The sequence below is a fragment of the Cupriavidus sp. BIS7 genome, assembly GCF_000292345.1.
GTDB lineage: Bacteria > Pseudomonadota > Gammaproteobacteria > Burkholderiales > Burkholderiaceae > Cupriavidus.
Genome location: NZ_ALOU01000020.1, coordinates 122952 through 142536, shown reverse-complemented (window position 1 = coordinate 142536; position 19585 = coordinate 122952). Strand labels below are relative to the sequence as shown.

Here is a 19585-nt window from a genome sequence, read left to right as displayed (position 1 = left end):
GGTCGGCACGTTCGGCAGCGCGGCCACGCGCTTCGGTGATGCCACGGCCAGCGCGCGCAGCTTGCCGCCTTCGATGAACGGCAGCGACGACGGCAGGTTGTCAAACAGCACCTGCACCTGGCCGGCCAGCGCGTCGTTCAGTGCGGGGCCCACGCCCTTGTACGGCACGTGCAGCAGTTCGGTCTTGCTGCTCATCTTGAACAGCTCGCCCATCATGTGCGAGACGCTGCCATTTCCGGCCGATCCGTAAGCGATCTTGTTCGGCTCCGACTTGGCCAGCGCGATGAACGACTTCATGTCGGTGGCTTTCACGCCCGGGTTGATGCTCATCACGTTCGGCACGGATGCCAGGTTCGTGATCGGCGTGAAGTCCTTCGTGGCGTCGTACGGCAGGCGCGGATACACGGCCGGGTTGATGCCGTGCGTCGAGGCGGTGGCAATGCCGAGCGTGTAGCCATCCGGCGTGGCCTTGGCCAGGTAGCCGGTGCCGATGCTGCCGCCGGCGCCGCCGCGATTGTCCACGATCACGGCCTGGCCCAGTTGCTGGCCGAGCTTGTCGGCGACGATGCGCGCAACGATGTCGGTGGTGCCACCGGCCGGGAACGGCACGACGAGCGTGATTGCCTTGGTCGGATACGTGCCTTGGGAGAAGGCGGGCAGGGTCATGCCGGCGGCCGCGAAAGCGGTGGCGGCGGCGAGGATCTTGATCAGGGGACGGCGTTGCATCGTCGGGATTCCGTTGGGGGGCTTCGCGGAGTCGGAACTAGAGGGCGAAACCAGGTAAAAGTAAGCAAAAGCTGAATTGAACCGTTCTCAGGATTCTGCTCGCCGATGCAAGTTGCTCGCAAACGAAATAAAATCCCGAAATCATTCCATATGGTATTGAAGTAGAGGTGATTTATGCGGCGCCTATGTCCGTCGCTGACCGAGTTGCAGGCCTTCGAGGCTGCCGCGCGGCACAACAGTTTCACGGTGGCCGCGCGGGAACTTCATGTGACGCAGGGGGCGGTCAGCAAGCAGGTGCGCAGCCTTGAGGCATTTCTCGGCGTCGAGTTGTTCGAGCGTGTGCGCCAGCGCCTGATGCTCACCCAGGCGGGCGAGCGCTATCTGGAGCGCATCCGCCCGAGCCTGAACGAGATCGAGGCGGCCAGCGTCGAATTGATCGCGCGAAAGGGGCGCGGCGGCATTCTCCATATCGCGAGCATGCCGACGCTCGGCGCCAAGTGGCTGATTCCCCGGTTGCCGCAGTTCTTCGCGCGGTATCCGGAAGTCACGCTGGAATTCGTGCCACACGCCCAGGGCTACGACTTTTCCCAGCCCGATCTCGATGCGGCGATCCGCTTCGGCGATGGCGTCTGGCCAGGCAGCCTGGCCGACTACATTACCGGGCGCGAGGTGTTGCCGGTGTGCAAGCCCGGCTTGCTCGTGCATGAGCCTGACGGCGTGGTGAAGTCAGCGGCCGGGCTGCTGCGCTATCCGTTGTTGCATCACACGACCGTGCCCGAGGCGTGGCCGGACTGGCTGTCCGAACTGGGGGTGTCCACGCGCCAGGCGTGGAGCGGAGCGCGATTCGATCAGTTCTCGCTGCTGACGCAGGCGGCGGTGTCGGGGCTTGGCATCGCACTGATCCCGCGTTGCCTGATCGAGGGGGAACTTGCTACGGGGACGCTCGTGGTGGCACACGCGGCGCGCGTGCTGGCCAGGAAGGGCTACTACCTGTGCTACCCGGAGCAGAAGGCGCACCTGCCAGCGCTGCAGACGTTCCGCGCGTGGCTGATGGAGGGTGTCGACGTGGTGGCCTAGCGCCCGCCGCCGGCGAGGGCGGCAGTGGCGCGAGGCACTACTTCGACAGCACCTTCATCGCTGCTTCAAGCCCCGCCAGCGTAACCGGATACATCCGGTTCTTCATGATCTGGTTGATCACGGTGATCGACTGGCGATACTGCCACAGGCCCTCCGGCTCGGGATTGAGCCAGACGAAGCGCGGGAACTGCTCGATCATGCGGTTGAGCCAGACCGCGCCGGCTTCCGGGTTGTTGTATTCGACGGATCCACCCGGCTGCAGGATCTCATACGGGCTCATCGTCGCATCGCCGACGAAGATCACCTTGTAGTCGGGCGTGTACTTGTGGATCAGGTCCCACGTGGCGATTTTTTCCGCATGGCGGCGCCGGTTGTTCTTCCACACGTAGTCGTACAGGCAGTTGTGGAAGTAGAAGTACTCCAGGTGCTTGAACTCGGTCTTGGTGGCCGAGAACAGCTCTTCCACGCGCTTGATGTGGTCGTCCATCGAGCCGCCCACGTCCATCAGCATCAGCACCTTGACCTTGTTGTGCCGCTCGGGGCGCAGCTTGATGTCGAGCATGCCCGCGTTGGCGGCGGTCGAGTGAATGGTGTCGTCGAGGTCGAGTTCGGTGTCGGCGCCTTCGCGCGCAAATCGGCGCAGGCGGCGCAGCGCCACCTTGATGTTGCGCGTGCCCAGTTCGACCTGGTCGTCATAGTCCTTGTACGCGCGCGATTCCCAGACCTTGATCGCCGTGCGGTTGCCCTTGGACGGGCCGCCGATGCGGATGCCCTCGGGGTTGTAGCCGCCGTGGCCGAACGGTGACGTGCCGCCCGTACCGATCCACTTGTTGCCGCCCTCGTGCTTTTCCTTCTGCTCCTCGAGCAGTTGCTTCAGGCGCTCCATCAGCTTGTCGAGCCCGCCCATGGCCTCGATCTTCGCCTTTTCCTCGGCGGAGAGTTCGCGTTCAAGCGTTTTTTGCAGCCAGTCGAGTGGAATGTCGCTCTTCCAGTCGATCAGGCTTTCCACGCCTTTGAAGTACGCGGCAAAGGTCTGGTCGAACTTGTCGAAGTGCTTCTCGTCCTTGACCAGCGTCATGCGCGACAGGTAGTAGAACTCGTCGATCGACGGCGAGATGACCTGTGCGCGCAGTGCTTCGAGCATCGTCAGGTATTCCTTGACCGATACCGGCAGCTTGGCGTGGCGCAGCGAGAAAAAGAAATCGATCAGCATGGGGAATTCTCCCGGTCAGCGCGGGCGTTCTAGCTGGAACTGCAGGTGCGCACGCACGGTGGGCCATTCGCTGGCGATGATCGAGAACACGACCGTATCGCGGAACGAGCCGTCCGGCATGCGCTGATGGTTGCGCAGCACGCCGTCCTGCTTGGCGCCCAGGCGCGCGATGGCCGTGCGGCTCTGGTGGTTCATCCAGTGCGTGCGGAACTCCACGGCGATGCAGTCGAGCGTCTCGAACGCGTGCCGCAGCAGCATCAGCTTGCATTCGGTGTTGAGCGCGGTGCGTTGCACGCGTTGCGCGTACCACGTCGAGCCAATCTCGACCCGGCGGTTCTTGCCGTCGATGTTCATGTACGTGGTCATGCCGGCCACGCGGCCGTTGGCGTCGAGCACGGTGAACGGCTGCATCGAATCCTGCGCCTGCAGGTCCAGCCGGCGCTTGATCTCGGCGTCCACGTTTTCGGGCGCGGGCACGGTGGTGTACCAGAGCCGATAGAGCTCACCGTCGGCGGCCGCTTCACGCAGGCCCTCGGCGTGGTCCATCGACAGCGGCGCCAGTGTTGCGTGGCTGCCGGTCAGCGTGACGGGTTGTACGAACCTCGACATGGCCCTGGCCTCAGCGGTTGGCGCGGTTCATGAACACGAGGCGCTCGAACAGGTGTACGTCCTGCTCGTTCTTGAGCAGCGCGCCGTGCAGCGGCGGAATTGCCGCCTTGCGGTCGGGGCTGCGCAGCGCTTCGGCGGGAATGTCCTCTGCCATCAGCAGCTTGAGCCAGTCGATCAGCTCCGACGTGCTCGGCTTCTTCTTCAGGCCCGGCAGGTTGCGCATTTCATAGAACGAATCCAGCGCGGCTGCTACCAGTTCGCGCTTGATGCCGGGGTAGTGGACATCGACGATCTGCTGCATCGTGTCGGCGTCCGGGAACTTGATGTAGTGGAAGAAGCAGCGGCGCAGGAAGGCGTCCGGCAGTTCCTTTTCGTTGTTCGACGTGATGATCACCAGCGGGCGGTGCCTGGCCTTGATCAGTTCGCGCGTCTCGTAGACGTAGAACTCCATGCGGTCCAGTTCGCGCAGCAGGTCGTTCGGGAATTCGATGTCGGCCTTGTCGATCTCGTCGATCAGCAGCACCACGGGCTCGTCGGCCTCGAATGCCTGCCAGAGCACGCCCTTGACGATGTAGTTGGCGATATCGTGCACGCGGTCGTCGCCAAGCTGGGAGTCGCGCAGGCGCGACACCGCGTCGTATTCGTACAGGCCCTGCTGGGCCTTGGTGGTCGACTTGATGTGCCATTGCAACAGCGGCATGCCCAGGGCGGCGGCCACTTCCTCGGCCAGCATGGTCTTGCCCGTGCCGGGCTCGCCCTTGATCAGTAGCGGGCGCTGCAGCGTACGCGCGGCGTTGACGGCCAGCTTCAGATCATCGGTGGCAACGTACTGGGCACTACCCTCGAACTTGACCTGCTGGGACGGATTGGCGTTGGTGGTGGTGGACATGAGACAACCTGAGCGGATCGCAATGGGCGGAAGCTGCCGGACAATCGGATAGGACAACCGGGTCGGGCAACAACCGGCGAAAACAACCGGAAATTCAGTCGGAATGGGCCAGTATAAGAGCAGTTCGGGATTCGCGTTCAGTGGGACACACCCGGAGGCTGTTCTGTGGACTGCCGCGTGCACGCTGCGGTACAATGCGCCGGTTTGACGCGCCCCCAGTCAAGTTCCCCCTCGAAGCCCGGCAGTTCTGTCACCTGAGACATGGCAGTTCACCGGGAGGTGGCGATTGCGCGAGATGGTTGCAGAATGGTGTAGAAGCACCCGCGGCACATCAGCAATTACCGCGATTTCAGATCCCCGTTCCCCAAGCCGTTTCGCCCTGCAGGGCAGTCACACGCGGTTTAACACTTCCCACTCAGCTACGACAATGAAAAAGCTCCTCACGATGGTGGTGTTGGGCGCGGCCGCAACGGCTGCGCAGGCCCAGGAAAAGGGCAACGTGGACGCCGCCAGGGACAAGGTCGCAATGTGCATTGGCTGCCATGGCATTCCTGGCTACCGTGCATCGTTTCCGGAGGTTTACCAGGTGCCCATGCTTGGCGGCCAAAGCGCCAAGTACATTGAGAACGCGCTAAAGAGCTACCAGAAGGGTGACCGCAAGCATCCGACCATGCGCGGGATTGCCGATAGCCTGTCCGACAAGGACATCGCCGCCGTGGCTGCGTACTACTCGCAGCAGAAGGGCGACACGCAGAACAATCCGCTCAAGTAAAAGGCTCCTGATCATGAAGACGCTGAAAGCTGTTTCGTTCGCGCTGGGCGCAATCGTGCTCGGTACCGCCGCCATGTCGGCATCGGCAGCAGACATCGCCGCCGGCAAGGCGCTGGTGGAGAAGGGCGGCTGCGTGGCCTGCCACGGCAAGGGCCTGAACGCGCCGATTTCGCCCGACTATCCCAAGCTGGCCGGCCAGCATTCCGATTACATCTACCACGCGCTGGTGGCCTACCAGACCAGCGGCAACCCGCTGGTGGGCCGCAACAACGCGATCATGGCCGGACAGGTCAAGAGCAACCCGGCCGTGTCCGACAAGGACGGCAAGCCGCGCGAGTTCACGCGCAAGGAACTGAAGGACATCGCCGCGTATATCGAATCGCTGCCGGGTGACCTGGTGCTGAGGAAGTAAGCCGCTTCAATTCCTTCGCAGAAAAACAAAAGCCGCTCTTTCGAGCGGCTTTTGTCGTCTGGGCGATGCGGATCAGTTGCCGCTGCCCGTCACCAGCCGGCGCTGCTTCACGGCGTTTGCCAGTGTTTCCAGCACGGTTACCGAATCGTCCCAGCCGATGCAGGCATCGGTGATGGACTGGCCATAGGTCAGGTTCTCCACCGGCGTGCCCTGCACGTGGTCCTGGCGGCCGGCGATCAGGTGCGATTCCACCATGACGCCGACGATACGCTGGTCGCCGCCAGCAATCTGGTGGCCGATGTCAGCGCATACCGGGATCTGGTTCTCGTGCTTCTTGCTGCTGTTGGCGTGAGAGGCGTCGATCATCAGGCGTGCCGCCAGGCCGGCCTTTGAGATCGCTTCACAGGCTTCCTGCACGCTGGCCGCGTCGTAGTTCGGTGCCTTGCCGCCGCGCAGGATGATATGGCAGTCCTCGTTGCCTGAGGTCGACACGATCGCCGAGTGGCCGCCCTTGGTCACCGACAGGAAGTGGTGCGGCTGCGATGCGGCCTTGATCGCATCGACGGCGATCTTCACATTGCCGTCGGTGCCGTTCTTGAAGCCGACCGGGCACGACAGTCCCGAAGCGAGTTCGCGATGTACCTGCGACTCCGTGGTGCGCGCGCCGATCGCGCCCCAGCTCACCAGATCGGCGATGTATTGCGGGCTGATCATGTCCAGATATTCCGTCCCCGTCGGCACGCCCATTTCGCTGATGTTCAGCAGCAGCTCGCGCGCGGTGCGCAGGCCGTCGTTGATCTTGAAGCTGCCATCCATGTGCGGGTCGTTGATCAGGCCCTTCCAGCCCACCGTGGTGCGCGGCTTTTCGAAGTAGACGCGCATGACGACCTCGAGCTCACCCGCGAAGCGATCGCGCTGAACCTTGAGCAGCTTCGCGTATTCCAGCGCCGCGCGCGTGTCATGGATCGAGCAGGGGCCGATGATGACGATCAGGCGGTCGTCCATGCCATGCAGGATGCGATGCATGGACTGGCGGGCGCCGTAGATCACGTCGGACGCAGCCTCCGAGCATGCAAACTCGCGGATCAGGTGCGCGGGTGGCAGAAGTTCCTTGAGTTCTCGAATACGCAGGTCGTCGGTGTTCTTCAGCATGATGGCTCCGGATTTTGTGAGGTCTTGAGTCTGATTGGGGTTTGCGTCGCGGCGGTGGCGGGGATAAAAAAAGCCGCCAGGGTCGCTGGCGGCTTTTTTTGTATTCAGGGTTGCTTACAGCTGTCCCTCTCTATCCGCCAGCGGTGTGAGATGCCAGTAAAAGTAAAAGTGAAACTTGGCGGACATGGCGGAAATCGGGTCGGCTGTGGTCAGCTTGTGTTGGTTCTGCGGTAATGCGTGAAATTTATGCTGCGCTGCGCGATCAAAAGGCATTTTATTGCGCCGACATAGTAGAAACTGCCGGGTGCAAACGCTGTGTGCGCGACAACGAAGCATCTTTATATCGCTTTTCCCCGAGGATGGCAAGCGGCTCCGCATTGGCTTTGATCCAGCGCAGCGTGGCTCGGCCGGACGTGGCCTGACGCGTCCGCAATGAAAAACGGCCGCATCGCTGCGGCCGTTCGTTGGCAGGGGGATCAGGCGGTGCCGCCCACTGTCATGTTCTCGATTCGCAGCGTCGGCTGGCCCACGCCCACGGGCACGCTCTGGCCTTCCTTGCCGCAGACGCCGACGCCAGAGTCCAGACGCATGTCGTTGCCGATCATCGTCACGTCCTTGAGCGATTCCGGGCCGTTGCCGACCAGCGTTGCACCCTTGACCGGGTACGTGATCTTGCCATCCTCGATCATGTACGCCTCGCTGGCCGAAAACACGAACTTGCCGTTGGTGATGTCAACCTGGCCGCCACCGAAGTTCACGGCGTAGAGGCCGCGCTTGACGCTGGCGATGATCTCCTGCGGGTCGCGGTCGCCGTTGAGCATGTAGGTGTTGGTCATGCGCGGCATCGGCAGTGCTGCGTAGCTTTCGCGGCGCGCGTTGCCCGTCACCGGCATCTTCATCAGGCGCGCGTTGAGCGTGTCCTGGATATAGCCGCGCAGGATGCCGTCCTCGATCAGCGTGGTGCACTGCGTGGGGTTGCCTTCATCGTCGAGGTTCAGCGAGCCGCGGCGGTTGGCAATTGTGCCATCGTCGACCACGGTCACGCCCTTGGCGGCCACGCGTTCGCCCATGCGGCCTGCAAATGCCGACGAGCCCTTGCGGTTGAAGTCGCCTTCCAGGCCGTGGCCCACGGCCTCGTGCAGCAGCACGCCAGGCCAGCCCGGGCCCAGCACCACGGTCATCGCGCCGGCCGGGGCAGGGCGTGCCTCAAGGTTGACCAGCGCCGACGATACAGCTTCGTCCACATACTTGCGCAGCAGTTCGTCGGTGAAATAGCCATATGCATAGCGGCCACCGCCGCCCGACGAGCCAATTTCCCGTCGGCCATTGTGTTCGGCGATCACGGTCACCGAGACGCGCACCAGCGGGCGCACGTCGGCGGCGATCACGCCATCGCTGCGCGCCACCAGCACCACGTCATACTCGCCCGCCAGTCCGGCCATTACCTGCACCACGCGCGGATCCTTGGCGCGTGCCATCTTTTCGATCTTCTCGAGCAGCGCCACCTTCTCGGTGGCGGTCATCGAGTCCAGCGGATCGTTCGGCGCGTAGAGGTTGCGGCCGGCATGCGATGCGAGCGAACCTGCCACCTTGATGCGGCCATTGCCGCTCTTGCCGATCGTACGCGTGGCCGCGGCGGCCTGGCTCAGTGCGGGCAGGCTGATGTCGTCGGAATAGGCGAAGGCGGTCTTGTCGCCCGAAACGGCGCGCACGCCGACGCCCTGGTCGATGCTGAAGCTGCCCGATTTGACGATGCCTTCCTCAAGGCTCCAGGCCTCGTTGCGCGTGTGCTGGAAGTAGAGGTCGGCGTAGTCGACCTTGTGCGTGAAGATGTCGGCCAGCACGCGCTGAAGCTTGGTTTCGTCGAGCCCGTACGGTGCCAGCAGCAGTTGCTGGGCGGTGGCCAGGTTGCGGATTCCGAGATCGCCGGCGTTCATGAGTGTCCTTTTCTATACCGCGTGACGGCTTGCCACGGCGGCCTGCAATGTGAATTTTCGTCAATCCTACAGCACGCGGTGGCGCAGTGCCGGCAGGTTCTGTCGCACTTCGGTCAGGCGGGCCGGGTCGATGATGCCCGACACCACGCCTTCGCCTTCGGGCAGTACGCCCATCAACTCGCCCCACGGATCCACCAGCATCGAATGGCCCCAAGTGCGGCGGCCGTTCTCGTGCTTGCCACCCTGTGCGGCTGCCAGCACATAGCACTGGTTCTCGATGGCACGGGCGCGCAGCAGGATTTCCCAGTGGGCCTGGCCAGTGGTGTAGGTGAAGGCCGCCGGCATCAGGATCAGGCTGACGTCGTTTTTCGCCGCCAGCCCGCGATAGAGCTCCGGGAAGCGCAGGTCGTAGCAGACCGACATCGCCACGCGGCCGCACGGCGCATCAAAGGCCACCGGCGTATTGCCGGCAAGGATCGTGCGCGACTCGTCGTAGCTCTCGTTGCCCTTGGTGAATCCGAACAGGTGGATCTTGTCGTACCGCGCCACGCGCTGGCCGCGCGGATCGAATGCGAGAGAGGTGTTGTGGACACGGCCCTCGTCACCGCACCACATCGGCAGCGTGCCGCCCACAAGCCAGATCTGATAGCGCAGTGCTGCGTCCGCCAGGAAGCGCTGGACCGGGCCATCGCCATCCTGTTCGCGAATGGCCACCTTGTCTGTTTCCTGGCGGCCCATCATGCAGAAGTATTCGGGCAGCAGCACCAGTTCGGCACCGCCCGCCGCGGCCTCGGCAATCAGCGTGTCGGCACGGGCCAGGTTGTCGTCGAGGGACGTGCCGGTGACGGTCTGGATAGCGGCAACGCGCATCGGGGTGGTAGCGGTCATCGTGGCTTCCCTTGCTGGAACCGGGGCGGGACGCTTCAACGCGGATAGACGTTGGAGCGGTCCTGAATCGGCGGATGCGACGTATTGTCCTCCACTTTGGAGACCTTGGGGTCGGCCCACGACCCGGACACGCGGTAGTGCTGCGTGAAGACCTTGGAGACCTCGTCGGCAAACATCAGCTGCGCGGCCAGCGTGCCGATGCCAAGCACCGGATTGATGAACGCGGCCGCCACCGAAGTGGTGGTGGCATTGATGCGGGGCGTCACGGCTACTTCCAGGTCCTGCGTCTCGTGGAGCAGGTCTGCCGTCCCCGACATCGATGCCATGACCTGGCTGCTCTTGAACTTGAACGCTTCTATCTTGCCGGCGCCATTCTCGATCGTTCCGGTGCCGTTGAGCGTGTCGAAGACAAGCCCGCGGCTGGACAGCGAGCGGAAGTCGAATGTGGCGAAACGCAGCAGGCTTTGCAGGCTCAGCACGCCGAGCAGCCGCGCGGCGCCCGGTTCGACGCTGAGGATCTGGCCGTTTTCAAGGTTCAGTGACATCCGGCCCGACAGCGTGGGGTAGTCGATCGACATTGGCGTGCCGCGCCATGCGATGCGGCCCTCGAACGTGCCCTTGCCGTCGCGCAGCGTGTGGGGCAGGCCCATGCGTTCGAGCACGTTGCCGGCATTGCGGATGTCCAGCTTGAAGTTGAGCATCGTACGGCGGCCTTCCGTGGGCGATGCATTGCCGCGTGCCGCCGCTTCGCGCAACCGGCGCGGCAGGCGCCAGCTACCGTTGCCGGTCAACGTGGCGCCAGGTTGTTCGATGGTCAGGCTGTCGAGCGTCCAGACCGGCTGGTTGTCGTCATGGCTCGTGTGGGCCTTGACTTCGAGCTTGCCGAATTCGCGGCCGTGCAGCACGAATTTGTCGACGATCAGGTCGAGCGCCGGCATTTCTTCGACGCTGCGCGTGATGGCCTCGGTCATGTGGCCGTCGTCGGTGGCGTCGGGAATGTCCAGGTGCGACAGCCGCACGGTCAGCAAGCCGGACGGATTGCTGGCGTTGCGTCGCCACTGGCCGTTGCCGGTGATCTGGCGCGAGTTCAGTTGCATGTTCCAGCCATCGCCGCGTTCGTGGCTGGCGTCGAGCGAAACATCGTCGAGACTGCGGCCGAATGCGTCGAGCGCCTTCGCGCGTACCGTCACGCGATCGGGCAGGAATGGCGACGAGCGGTCCACATCGCCGGCGGGCTTGTCGCCGCCCTTGTTGTCGCCGCCCTTGCTGTCAGCCTTGTCGCCTGGCGTGCTGAACAGCGCGCGCCAGGCATCGACGTCAAGCCGCTCGGCGGTCAGCGCCGCAGTGACGCCACTGGCCGGCAGCGGCGCAGGCTGTCCGATCCCGATGCCGCCGGCGACCACTTCCACCGCGTCGCCGCCACGGCGCAGCACGTAGCGCGCGGTGGCGCCATTGCCAAGCTGCACGATGACATCGTCCAGACCCGTGCGGCCCGGCACCATGGAGGGCCGCAGGTCGAAGCGCAGCGGCATGTCCTGCGCGGCGGTCTTGCCGAGCGGCGCGGGCAGGTCCAGCGCCATGCCGTTGAGGTTCGATGCCACCTCCACCTGCAGATGCTTGTCGCGCACGCCGACCACGGCGTTATAGGCCGCAGCACCGTCCACGCGGCTGCCAAGCGCCGCCATCGGCGTGCCGAGCGCGTCTCGCAAGCCCTGTGCAGTGGCCGTGCCGCTGATCGTCACGCGCGTAGTGCCGTCAGTCTGCGTGCCGCCGCCGAGGCGGGTTTCACCACCGAGAAAGCGGCCGCGCACGTTGTCCAGCCGGAAGCCGTGTTCGTCGAAAGCCACCGTACCGGTGGCGCCGTAGAGCGTGGGCAGTTCCGGGAACAGCAATACGTCGTTGCCTGGGAACCGGAACTCGCCGTTGACCTTCGAGCCGGCGGCGTGGTTGAGGGGCAGGTCCAGCTTGAGCTTCAGTTCGCCATTTCCGGGCGCGCGCGAATTTTCGGTGACGTTGGCGGTCCAGCCCTTGACCGGGGTCGTGGCGACGTAGCGCAGGAAGCTCTGCACCGGGCCGCTGGCGCTGCCGTCGACCAGCAGGTGGCCGTGGTCGCCAAGTTCGTCGATGTGGCCGGTCACGTCGCGCAGCGTCACGCCATGGATGCCGCTCACGTTTGCGTGTTTCGCCATGAACGACATGCTGCCGCGCTCGAACATCACCCGGCCTTCGATGTCAGTGAAGTCGGGCCAAGCCGTGCCGCCGTTTTCCGTGCCGCTGCCGCCATTCGGCCCCGGCTCGAACGGCGCGATCTGGTAGCTCACGTTGCGCACGGGCACTTCAACGCGGAAGTCCCCGGCCTTGGCAAATGGCGGGTGGAACGGGAAGTGGGTCAGGTCGCCCTTGACCAGGAAGGTGACGTCATGGGCTTCACCGCCAACCAGCGCACCGGACAGGTAGTGGCGCGTGGCAGGCAGCGTAAGGGGCATATAACGCGGCACGCGGCTGGCCTGCGCGCGTTCGAGTTCGCCGGAGATATCGGCCATGCCCGCCGTGCTGTCGCCACCTTGCCGCCATGTGCCGCGCACGGTGCCGGCGGTGTCGGCGTTGGCGAATTTGATGCCTTCCGTACGCACCACGAGCTTGCCGCCCTCGTGCGTCCAGCGTACTTCGCCTTGCAGCGTATCGAACGGCACGCGCGGGTCCTCGAAAACGCCCGGGAAGATCAGCGCCGCGCCGTTGCTCTCCACGCGCGCCACGCCCTGCTTGTCATCGAAGTTGAAGGTGCCCGAAAGCTGGCTGAAGCCCGGTATGCCGGTGTGTGGCACGCCGTTGGCATCCGTGGCCGGCACCGCGGGCTGGCCATTCATCGAAACATTGCGCAGCGTGCCCTGCACACTGTAGTGCTGTGCGCCCGGGCTGCGTGACAGCAGGCTGGCACGGTCACGCGACCATTTCACGTCGAGGTTGTCGATATGGCCGGCTGGCTGCAGCGCGCGGAGCTGGCGCAGCACGGCGGTGTCCAGCGGCATCGACGTGGCCAGCGCACGCAGCGTGTTGAGATCGAACGTGGGCGCGCGCAGCGCGAACTTGCGCAACTGGCCTGCGTTGTCGCGCGTCCAGTCGATCGTCACCTTGCGCATGCCTTCGCGCCACGATGCATCGGCGGCGGACGGCGGGCCAGCCTGCGGCTCGGCCTGCCAGAGCAGAGTGTCGATGGTCAGCTGATGGTTGCCTGCGCGATCGCTCTTGTGCAGCAGCAGCGCCTGCGCGTTGGCCAGCTTGAGCCGTTCGGGGGCGCCGGCCAGTTGCAGATCGACGTCCGACGCGCGCAGACGCATCTGGCTGCGCGTGAGGTGTCCGTCACGGAAGTCGACCGTGCCGTCGGTGCTGAACACGCCGCTATCGACATTGCTGAAAATGGCCAGATAGCGCTGCACCACCGGCAATTGCAGCTGGTTGAGCGCCCAGCTTGCCTGGCCGGTCCAGTGCTGCCAGTCACCGGCACCGTGCAGGTAGTCATGGTGCAGGTCGGCCTGGAACACCAGCGGGCGCGGTGCCAGCGCGGCACTGCGTGCCTCCAGCCGCACCGCGTGCACGGTGCCGTGGCGCTCGGCGGTGAAGTGGATGTCCGCCACGTCGAGTTGTGGCAGGCGGGCTTTCTCGTCAAGCCATCGCAGGTTGCCGCTGACCAGTTCCACGCGGCCCTGGGACAGCAGCCAGTGGAGGAACGGATCGTCCTGGGCGGCGGTCTTGCGCGTCTCCACGGGCACGCCGGCCACCAGCAGCTTGCCTTCTGCGGTGCGGCGGATCAGCACGTCAGCACGGTCGGCGGTCAGGCTGGCGAACTGCAGCGCCAGTGACGGCACCGACTGCCACGACAGCTTGCCGTTGAGCGACCCGGCCGACAGCAGCACGCGCTGCTCTTTGTCCACGGCGCGCACATCGCTTGCGCGGAACGCCGGATGCCAGCCGTCCCAGTAGGTGTCCAGCTGGCCGATGGTGAATCGTGCCGAAAGGGCGGCCGAGCCCTGCTGTTCTAGCCACTCGCGGGCCGTATGGGCCTGCGGCCAGAGCACGAAGCGGATCAGCAGCACCGCTACGATCGCCAGCGCAAGCAGCGCCAGCGCGATCCGCGCGATCATGCGCCACAGGCGACCCCAGACGGGATGCCGGACGGCGGCCCACAGCCCAAGCCAGAGCCCGCGCAGCGTGGCACGCACGAACGCGCCCGCCCGGCGGCCGGGGCCGGGTGCTGGCGCTGAAGTCCGGGGGGAAGCGGCGGCAACCGCAACGGAGCCCTCGCCACCCGCGCATGGAGAAGCAGAACCGTCGTTTTGGGCGGTAGGGCGGCTGGACATGGGCAGATTATCCGACAATACTAGCCGCTCTCCAAAGTGGTGCGCACGCGCGCTCCGCGTGTTGTGACGGCGCTTGCTGCAAATTGCAAAAGTAAATGGAATGACTGTCCCTGATCCGACGAGTTCCGCCGCGGGCAACGCCCCGGCATCCACTGGCCCGCAGCGCGCAGCAGATGGCGCGGGAACCACCCCGACCATGACATCGCCCGACGCAGCCAGCCAGATCGGCAATATGGCCCACGGGGCCTATGCGACGATGACGGCACAGGGTCTTGCCCCCGCCGATTGCGAGGGCCACGTATTGTACTCGGGCGCGTACTCGCATTACGCGCGTCGTGTGCTGGCAGCTCGCCCCGGCGTGCCGGCCGTCGTGGATGCCGCCGCGGCGGCTCCGATTACCCGCGAGTGGATGGAGTCGCGGCTGCAGGCGCTGCATGCCCCGTCCGCCGATGCCGAGGCCGCTGCAGCCCAGGCGTTGCGCCGCCTGCGGGCCGAAGTCATGTGCGTGGTGATCGAGCGCGACTTGCGCGGCCTGGCCACGCTGGCCGAGATCACCGGCGCGATGACGGACCTGGCCGAGCTGGCGATCCAGTTCGGCCTTCGTGTGCTTGGCGCCGACCTTGGCGCCACCTATGGGCGTCCCATCGGCGATCAGACCGGCGATGTGCAGGAGCTAGTGGTGGTGGGCATGGGCAAGCTCGGCGGGCGCGAACTGAACGTGTCGTCGGACATCGACCTGATCTTCCTCTACGACGAGGATGGCGACACGGCGGGCGGGCCGCGCAGTCTTTCCAACCACGAATATTTCATCCGCCTTGGCCGCCGGCTGATCACGCTGTTGTCCGAAGTCACCGGCGACGGCTACGTATTCCGCGTGGACATGCGCCTGCGTCCCAATGGCGATGCGGGGCCGCTGGTCTGCAGCTTCGGCATGCTCGAGGAATACCTCGTCGTGCAGGGGCGCGAATGGGAGCGCTATGCATGGATCAAGGGCCGCGTGGTGTCTGCCTGCGATACGCAGCACGCAATGCGCGCGGTGGCACTGCTCTCGCGCCTGACCACGCCGTTCGTGTTTCGACGCTACCTTGACTATGGCGTGATTGCGGCGATCCGCTCGCTGCACGCGCAGATTCGTGCCGAAGCGGCCAAGCGCAGCGGCGGGCTGGCGGGTCACGGCGTGAACCAGCGCTCGTTCAATATCAAGCTCGGCCGCGGCGGTATCCGCGAGATCGAATTCATGGCCCAGGTGTTCCAGCTGATTCGCGGCGGACAGGACCCGGCGCTGCGCGTGCGGCCGACGCTGGAAGTGCTGGACGTGGCGCTGGAGCGCAACCTGCTGCCTGCCGGACAGGCGCTGCAGCTTGCCGATGCCTATCGCTTCCTGCGCCAACTGGAACACAGGCTGCAGTATCGCGACGACGCCCAGACGCATCATCTGCCAACCTCGGATGACGAACGCCTGGCCGTGGCGCAGATGATGGGCCACGCCGACTGGGACGCGCTTGTCGCGCAGATGAGCGCGCTGATGGACCCGGTGGCGCAGCAGTTCGAGGCGACGTTTACCGATCCGGGCGCGCCCGAGTGCGAAGACCTGTGGCCCGGGCTGGTGCGCGAGGAGCAGGGTTCGCGCGCCACGCAGGACGGCCCCGACGACACCGAGACCGATCCCGAATCGTCGCCATGCCAGCGCCTGCAGGCGGCCGGATTCGGCGACTGCACGGGCCTGTACGACCGGCTCCGCGCAATCGCCACGTCTATGCGCTACCGTGCGTTGTCGGAAACCAGCCGCGCGCGCTTTGACCAGCTCGTCAACCGGGCGCTGGATCTTGCGGCAAAGCAGGACGATGCCGACAGCACGATCGCGCGCTTCCTGGACTTTCTCGATGCGATCAGCCGGCGTGCGTCGTACCTGTCGTTGCTGTCGGAGTATCCGCAGGCGATGGATCGGGTTGCGCAGACGCTGCATGCGTCGCGCTGGGCCGCAGCCTATCTGACGCGCCATCCGCAACTGCTCGACGAACTGCTCGATGCCGATGCGCTGGCCGGCGCGCCGGACTGGCCCGCTTTCCGCGCGCGGCTCGGCGAGCGGCTGCAGGCGTCCGACGGCCAGATCGAAACGCAGATGGACATCCTGCGCCGCGAACACCATGCCGAGACGTTCCGCATCCTGTTGCAGGACCTGCAAGGCATGCTGACCGTCGAGCAGGTGGCCGACCGCCTGTCCGACCTGGCCGATGCGATGCTCGAGGTCACGCTGCAGGCCGTGTGGCGCCAGCTGCCGACGCGCCACCGCGACGCGCCGAATTTTGCGGTCATCGCCTATGGGCGGCTGGGCGGCAAGGAACTGGGCTACGCGTCGGACCTGGACCTGATCTTCCTGTACGACGACGATCACGACCGCGCGCCAGACGTCTACGCGGCCTATGCGCGCCGGCTGATCACCTGGCTGACCAGCCATACCGCTGCCGGGATGCTGTTCGACGTGGACACGCGGCTGCGGCCCAATGGCGCGGCTGGCCTGCTGGTGACGAGCTTCGATGCGTTCCGACGCTACCAGCTGCGCGAAGGCGACAACGCGGCATGGGTCTGGGAGCACCAGGCGCTGACGCGCGCGCGTTTCTGTGCCGGCGATCGCCAGATCGGCGCCCGCTTCGAAGACCTGCGCGACGAGATCCTGCGCCAGCCGCGTGACGCAGCCGCGCTGCGCGAGGAGATCGTGCAGATGCGCGCGAAGGTAGCCGAGGGCCATCCGAATCCGACCGATCTGTTCGACCTCAAGCACGATCGCGGCGGCATGGTGGATATCGAGTTCACGGTGCAATACCTGGTGCTGCTGCACAGCGGCGCGCATCCGGAGCTGACGCGCAACGCCGGCAATATTGCGTTGCTGCGCATGGCTGGCGAACTGAGCCTGATCGATGCGGGACTGGCGCAGGCCGTTGGCGATGCCTACCGGCTGTTCCGCGCGCGCCAGCACAAGCTGCGGCTCGATGGTTTCGATCAGGCCCGCGTGCCGCCAGACAGCGTGGGCGAGCAGGCCACGCAGGTGCGAACGATGTGGCGCGCGGTGTTTGGTGAAGGCTGAGAGCGCGTTGCCGGGCTGGCCGGCCATGCTTGCCACCGTGGCAGGCGTGGCCGCGCTGGCGGCTCTGTTCACGTTCGTGCCGTGGCTGCATGCGCATGGCCTCTATTTGCGCGATGCGGTGCGCGTCGACGGCCAGTGGTGGCGTCTTGCTACTGCGATGTGGGTCCATCTCGACGCCAGGCACTATCTGTCCGATGTGGCCGCAACGGCAGGGCTCCTGCTGCTGGCGGGCCGCGTGGCGCGCGTGCGCGAGATGCTGGCCGTGCTGGTGATTTGCGGATTGGCCGTTCAGGTGGCGCTGCTGCGCATGCCGGAGGTAGGGTGGTACGGCGGCCTGTCGGGCGCCACGCACGGGCTTGCACTGTGGGCCGCGTTGCGGTTGCTGCAGGCGCCAGGCTGGTCGCGCCTGATCGGCCTGGTGACGTGCATGATCGTGCTGATAAAGGTGTGGATCGAACAGTCGTGGCTGGCTGCCGTGGTCTTCGATCCATCGTGGGGATTCGGCGTGGTGCGCGGCGCCCACGCCGTGGGTGCCGTGGCGGGATTGGGGTGCTGGCTGCTGCAGGAATGGTGGGCGATGCGTGGCGGGCGCGGTAGGGAATGAGCGGCTGTTACCCTCTCCCCCGGCCCCTCTCCCGCTAAGCGGGAGAGGGGAGCAAACCATCGACTCTTGAAATGCCCGTGGCGTTCTCCCCTCTCCCGCGAGCGGTGTAAAGACCGGAGAAGGGCGGGGGAGAGGGCAAGCGCTCGTCATGCGCTCACGCTTGCTTCAACGTCCGGCGCCGCGTCGCGAATCCTCCCAGGCCGATTATCAGCAGCAACGCCCCGCTCCACGGTGCCAACGCTCCGCCGCCACCGCCACCGCCGCCCGAACTCGGGGCCGGGGCTGGGGCCGCGGTTGTATTGACCGCCGCCGTCAGTGCCGCATCGGCATCGAGCAGGCCTGCGCCACACGAGCCAGCGTTGTTGCCAGTCGTGCAGAACGTGTTAGCCGGGTGCGGGCGCGCCGAATTCCTCAGCGCGGTCGTGACCTGCGCCGGCGTGAGTGAGCCGTTCAGCGACAGCATCAGTGCCACCACCCCTGACACCATGGGCGTGGAAAAGCTCGTGCCCTGCGAGTTGACGATCGTGTAGTTGCCGACGGTTGTCGCGCCATCGTTCGATAGCGTACGGATAAACGACTGGCCACCCGGTGCCGTACAGGTAACCACGCCAAGAATCGTGGCCACTTTCGAATTGCCGCAGCCGCCGCCCGGCGCGCTCAGCGTGACCTGCGGACCGACGTTGGCAAAGCTGGCATTCTCGCCATCGTTCGCATGTGCGGTCACCGCAACGACGCCGGAGCAGTCCGCGGGCGCTTCCACGGCACCCGCCGAGTTGCCAGTGGCTGCCACCACGATCACGCCGGCCGCGTTGAGGTCGTTGACGGCCTGCTGTTCGATGCTGGAGCAAGTTCCGCCGCCAAGGCTGACATTGACCACGCGAGCCGGGGTCGGGTTGTTCGCTACGTTCGGCACACTCAGGCCACCGGCCCAGCGCATGCCATCGACGGTGTCGGACAGCAGCGCACCGCATTGTCCCGACACACGTACCGGCTGGATGCGTGCCGTCCAGTCGACGCCAGCAATGCCGAGCCCGTTGTTGGTCACCGCACCAAGTACGCTGGCCACGCGCGTGCCGTGCCAGCTGCTGGGCTGCGGACCGGCCGTGCCGTCCGGGCAGGTGGTGCCGCTTGGCACGAAATCGCCAGTGTCCGTGGCATCGCCGCTGCGGGCGGCGCCGTTTGACGACACGAAGTTGTAGCCGGGGATGATGCGGCTGGCCAGGTCAGGGTGGGGCAGGAAGCCGGTATCGACCACCGCGATCACGATGTTGCTGCTGCCACGCGTGCGATCCCACGCCTTGGGCAGATTGACGCCGCCGACCACCTGCGAGGGCGGGCCCAGGTAGGTCTGGTTGGCGGCGAATTCGGGATCGTTCGGAATTGTGTCGTGCAGGCGCAGCCAGCGGTCGGGCACCGCATCGGCCACGCGGGGGTCATCGCGCAGCCGCCTGGCTACGGTTTCGGGGTCGTCGCCCCGGCTGTCCTTCACGGTAATCAACTGCAGGGTGCCGGCCATCGGGCGCTTGACCGCCAGCGTGAGCCCGGTATTGGATTCGACGTTGCGGATGCGCAAGGTGTCGGCAGGCGTGTTGACGGTCTGGCTCCCGTCGCGCCATCGCACGATGTAGTTGCCCGTATAGACCGGGGGACGCACCGCCAGGGCGGTAGCGGCTTGCGCGGGAACGGCGGGACCGAGCGTCGCGCCGAGGACAACCAGCGCGGCAGCCACCGAGGCAGGCACCAAGGCCGTGGCCCGGGACTTCAGAAACGTGTACAGCATCGTCGCCTCCCGTTGTGGGGTGTGGATGCGGACTTCTGACGCTAACCGGCGATGCGAACTGCTGATCTACTGCTGGGCCGACG

The 19585-nt window shown here is 65.6% G+C and carries 14 protein-coding genes; 5 read left to right on the top strand and 9 right to left on the bottom strand.

Annotation, left to right across the window (positions count from 1 at the left end; translation table 11 throughout):
- Positions 1-726: tripartite tricarboxylate transporter substrate-binding protein (locus B552_RS0108645; RefSeq protein WP_019448607.1), on the bottom strand; the 726-nt coding region annotated here is incomplete at its 3' end.
- Between the two features lie 174 nt (positions 727-900).
- On the opposite strand from B552_RS0108645, the gene B552_RS0108640 reads away from it, so the two are divergent.
- Positions 901-1803, top strand: coding sequence for a LysR family transcriptional regulator (locus B552_RS0108640; protein ID WP_019448606.1), 903 nt, complete (start codon positions 901-903; stop codon positions 1801-1803).
- A 37-nt stretch (positions 1804-1840) separates the two neighbouring features.
- Here B552_RS0108640 and B552_RS0108635 read toward each other — a convergent pair whose 3' ends face one another.
- From B552_RS0108635 to B552_RS0108625, 3 genes are read right to left on the bottom strand one after another with little or no spacing between them, the layout of a single operon-like run.
- On the bottom strand, positions 1841-3016 hold the full coding sequence (locus tag B552_RS0108635) for a VWA domain-containing protein (protein WP_019448605.1): 1176 nt from the start codon (positions 3014-3016) through the stop codon (positions 1841-1843).
- A 15-nt stretch (positions 3017-3031) separates the two neighbouring features.
- Positions 3032-3625 carry a GNAT family protein gene (locus B552_RS0108630; RefSeq protein WP_019448604.1) on the bottom strand — a complete coding sequence of 198 codons (594 nt, stop codon included), beginning with the start codon at positions 3623-3625 and terminating at the stop codon, positions 3032-3034.
- 10 nt (positions 3626-3635) lie between these two features.
- Positions 3636-4514, bottom strand: a complete 879-nt coding sequence (locus B552_RS0108625; RefSeq protein ID WP_019448603.1) for a MoxR family ATPase — start codon at positions 4512-4514, stop codon at positions 3636-3638.
- 427 nt (positions 4515-4941) lie between these two features.
- Here B552_RS0108625 and B552_RS0108620 point away from each other — a divergent pair, with 427 nt between their 5' ends.
- Positions 4942-5286 (top strand): cytochrome c, encoded by a 345-nt coding sequence (locus tag B552_RS0108620; RefSeq protein ID WP_026035463.1) that lies wholly within the window; start codon positions 4942-4944, stop codon positions 5284-5286.
- 13 nt (positions 5287-5299) lie between these two features.
- Entirely contained in the window at positions 5300-5698 is a 399-nt protein-coding gene (locus B552_RS0108615; protein WP_019448601.1) for a c-type cytochrome, read from the top strand.
- A gap of 72 nt (positions 5699-5770) precedes the next feature.
- Here B552_RS0108615 and aroG read toward each other — a convergent pair whose 3' ends face one another.
- The 4 genes from aroG to B552_RS0108595 all read right to left on the bottom strand — a co-directional run bounded on the left by aroG (position 5771) and on the right by B552_RS0108595 (position 14033).
- Complete coding sequence (aroG, locus tag B552_RS0108610) at positions 5771-6853, bottom strand: 3-deoxy-7-phosphoheptulonate synthase AroG (RefSeq protein ID WP_280949272.1); 1083 nt, start codon at positions 6851-6853, stop codon at positions 5771-5773.
- A gap of 473 nt (positions 6854-7326) precedes the next feature.
- On the bottom strand, positions 7327-8787 hold the full coding sequence (gene tldD, locus B552_RS0108605; protein WP_019448599.1) for a metalloprotease TldD: 1461 nt from the start codon (positions 8785-8787) through the stop codon (positions 7327-7329).
- Between the two features lie 66 nt (positions 8788-8853).
- Positions 8854-9675, bottom strand: a complete 822-nt coding sequence (locus B552_RS0108600) for a carbon-nitrogen hydrolase family protein (protein ID WP_019448598.1) — start codon at positions 9673-9675, stop codon at positions 8854-8856.
- Between the two features lie 35 nt (positions 9676-9710).
- Positions 9711-14033 carry a YhdP family protein gene (locus B552_RS0108595; RefSeq protein WP_026035462.1) on the bottom strand — a complete coding sequence of 1441 codons (4323 nt, stop codon included), beginning with the start codon at positions 14031-14033 and terminating at the stop codon, positions 9711-9713.
- A gap of 100 nt (positions 14034-14133) precedes the next feature.
- Between B552_RS0108595 and glnE the strand changes: the two genes are divergently transcribed.
- Together glnE and rrtA are read left to right on the top strand one after the other, a co-directional pair.
- Positions 14134-17118, top strand: a complete 2985-nt coding sequence (gene glnE / locus B552_RS0108590) for a bifunctional [glutamate--ammonia ligase]-adenylyl-L-tyrosine phosphorylase/[glutamate--ammonia-ligase] adenylyltransferase (protein ID WP_026035461.1) — start codon at positions 14134-14136, stop codon at positions 17116-17118.
- Between the two features lie 25 nt (positions 17119-17143).
- A complete protein-coding gene (rrtA, locus tag B552_RS0108585) occupies positions 17144-17722 on the top strand; it encodes a rhombosortase (protein ID WP_051003546.1) in 579 nt (192 codons plus the stop codon).
- Positions 17723-17876: 154 nt separating this feature from the next.
- Here rrtA and mprA read toward each other — a convergent pair whose 3' ends face one another.
- Positions 17877-19502 (bottom strand): MprA protease, GlyGly-CTERM protein-sorting domain-containing form, encoded by a 1626-nt coding sequence (gene mprA / locus B552_RS0108580; RefSeq protein WP_019448594.1) that lies wholly within the window; start codon positions 19500-19502, stop codon positions 17877-17879.
- Positions 19503-19585: the final 83 nt, after the last annotated feature.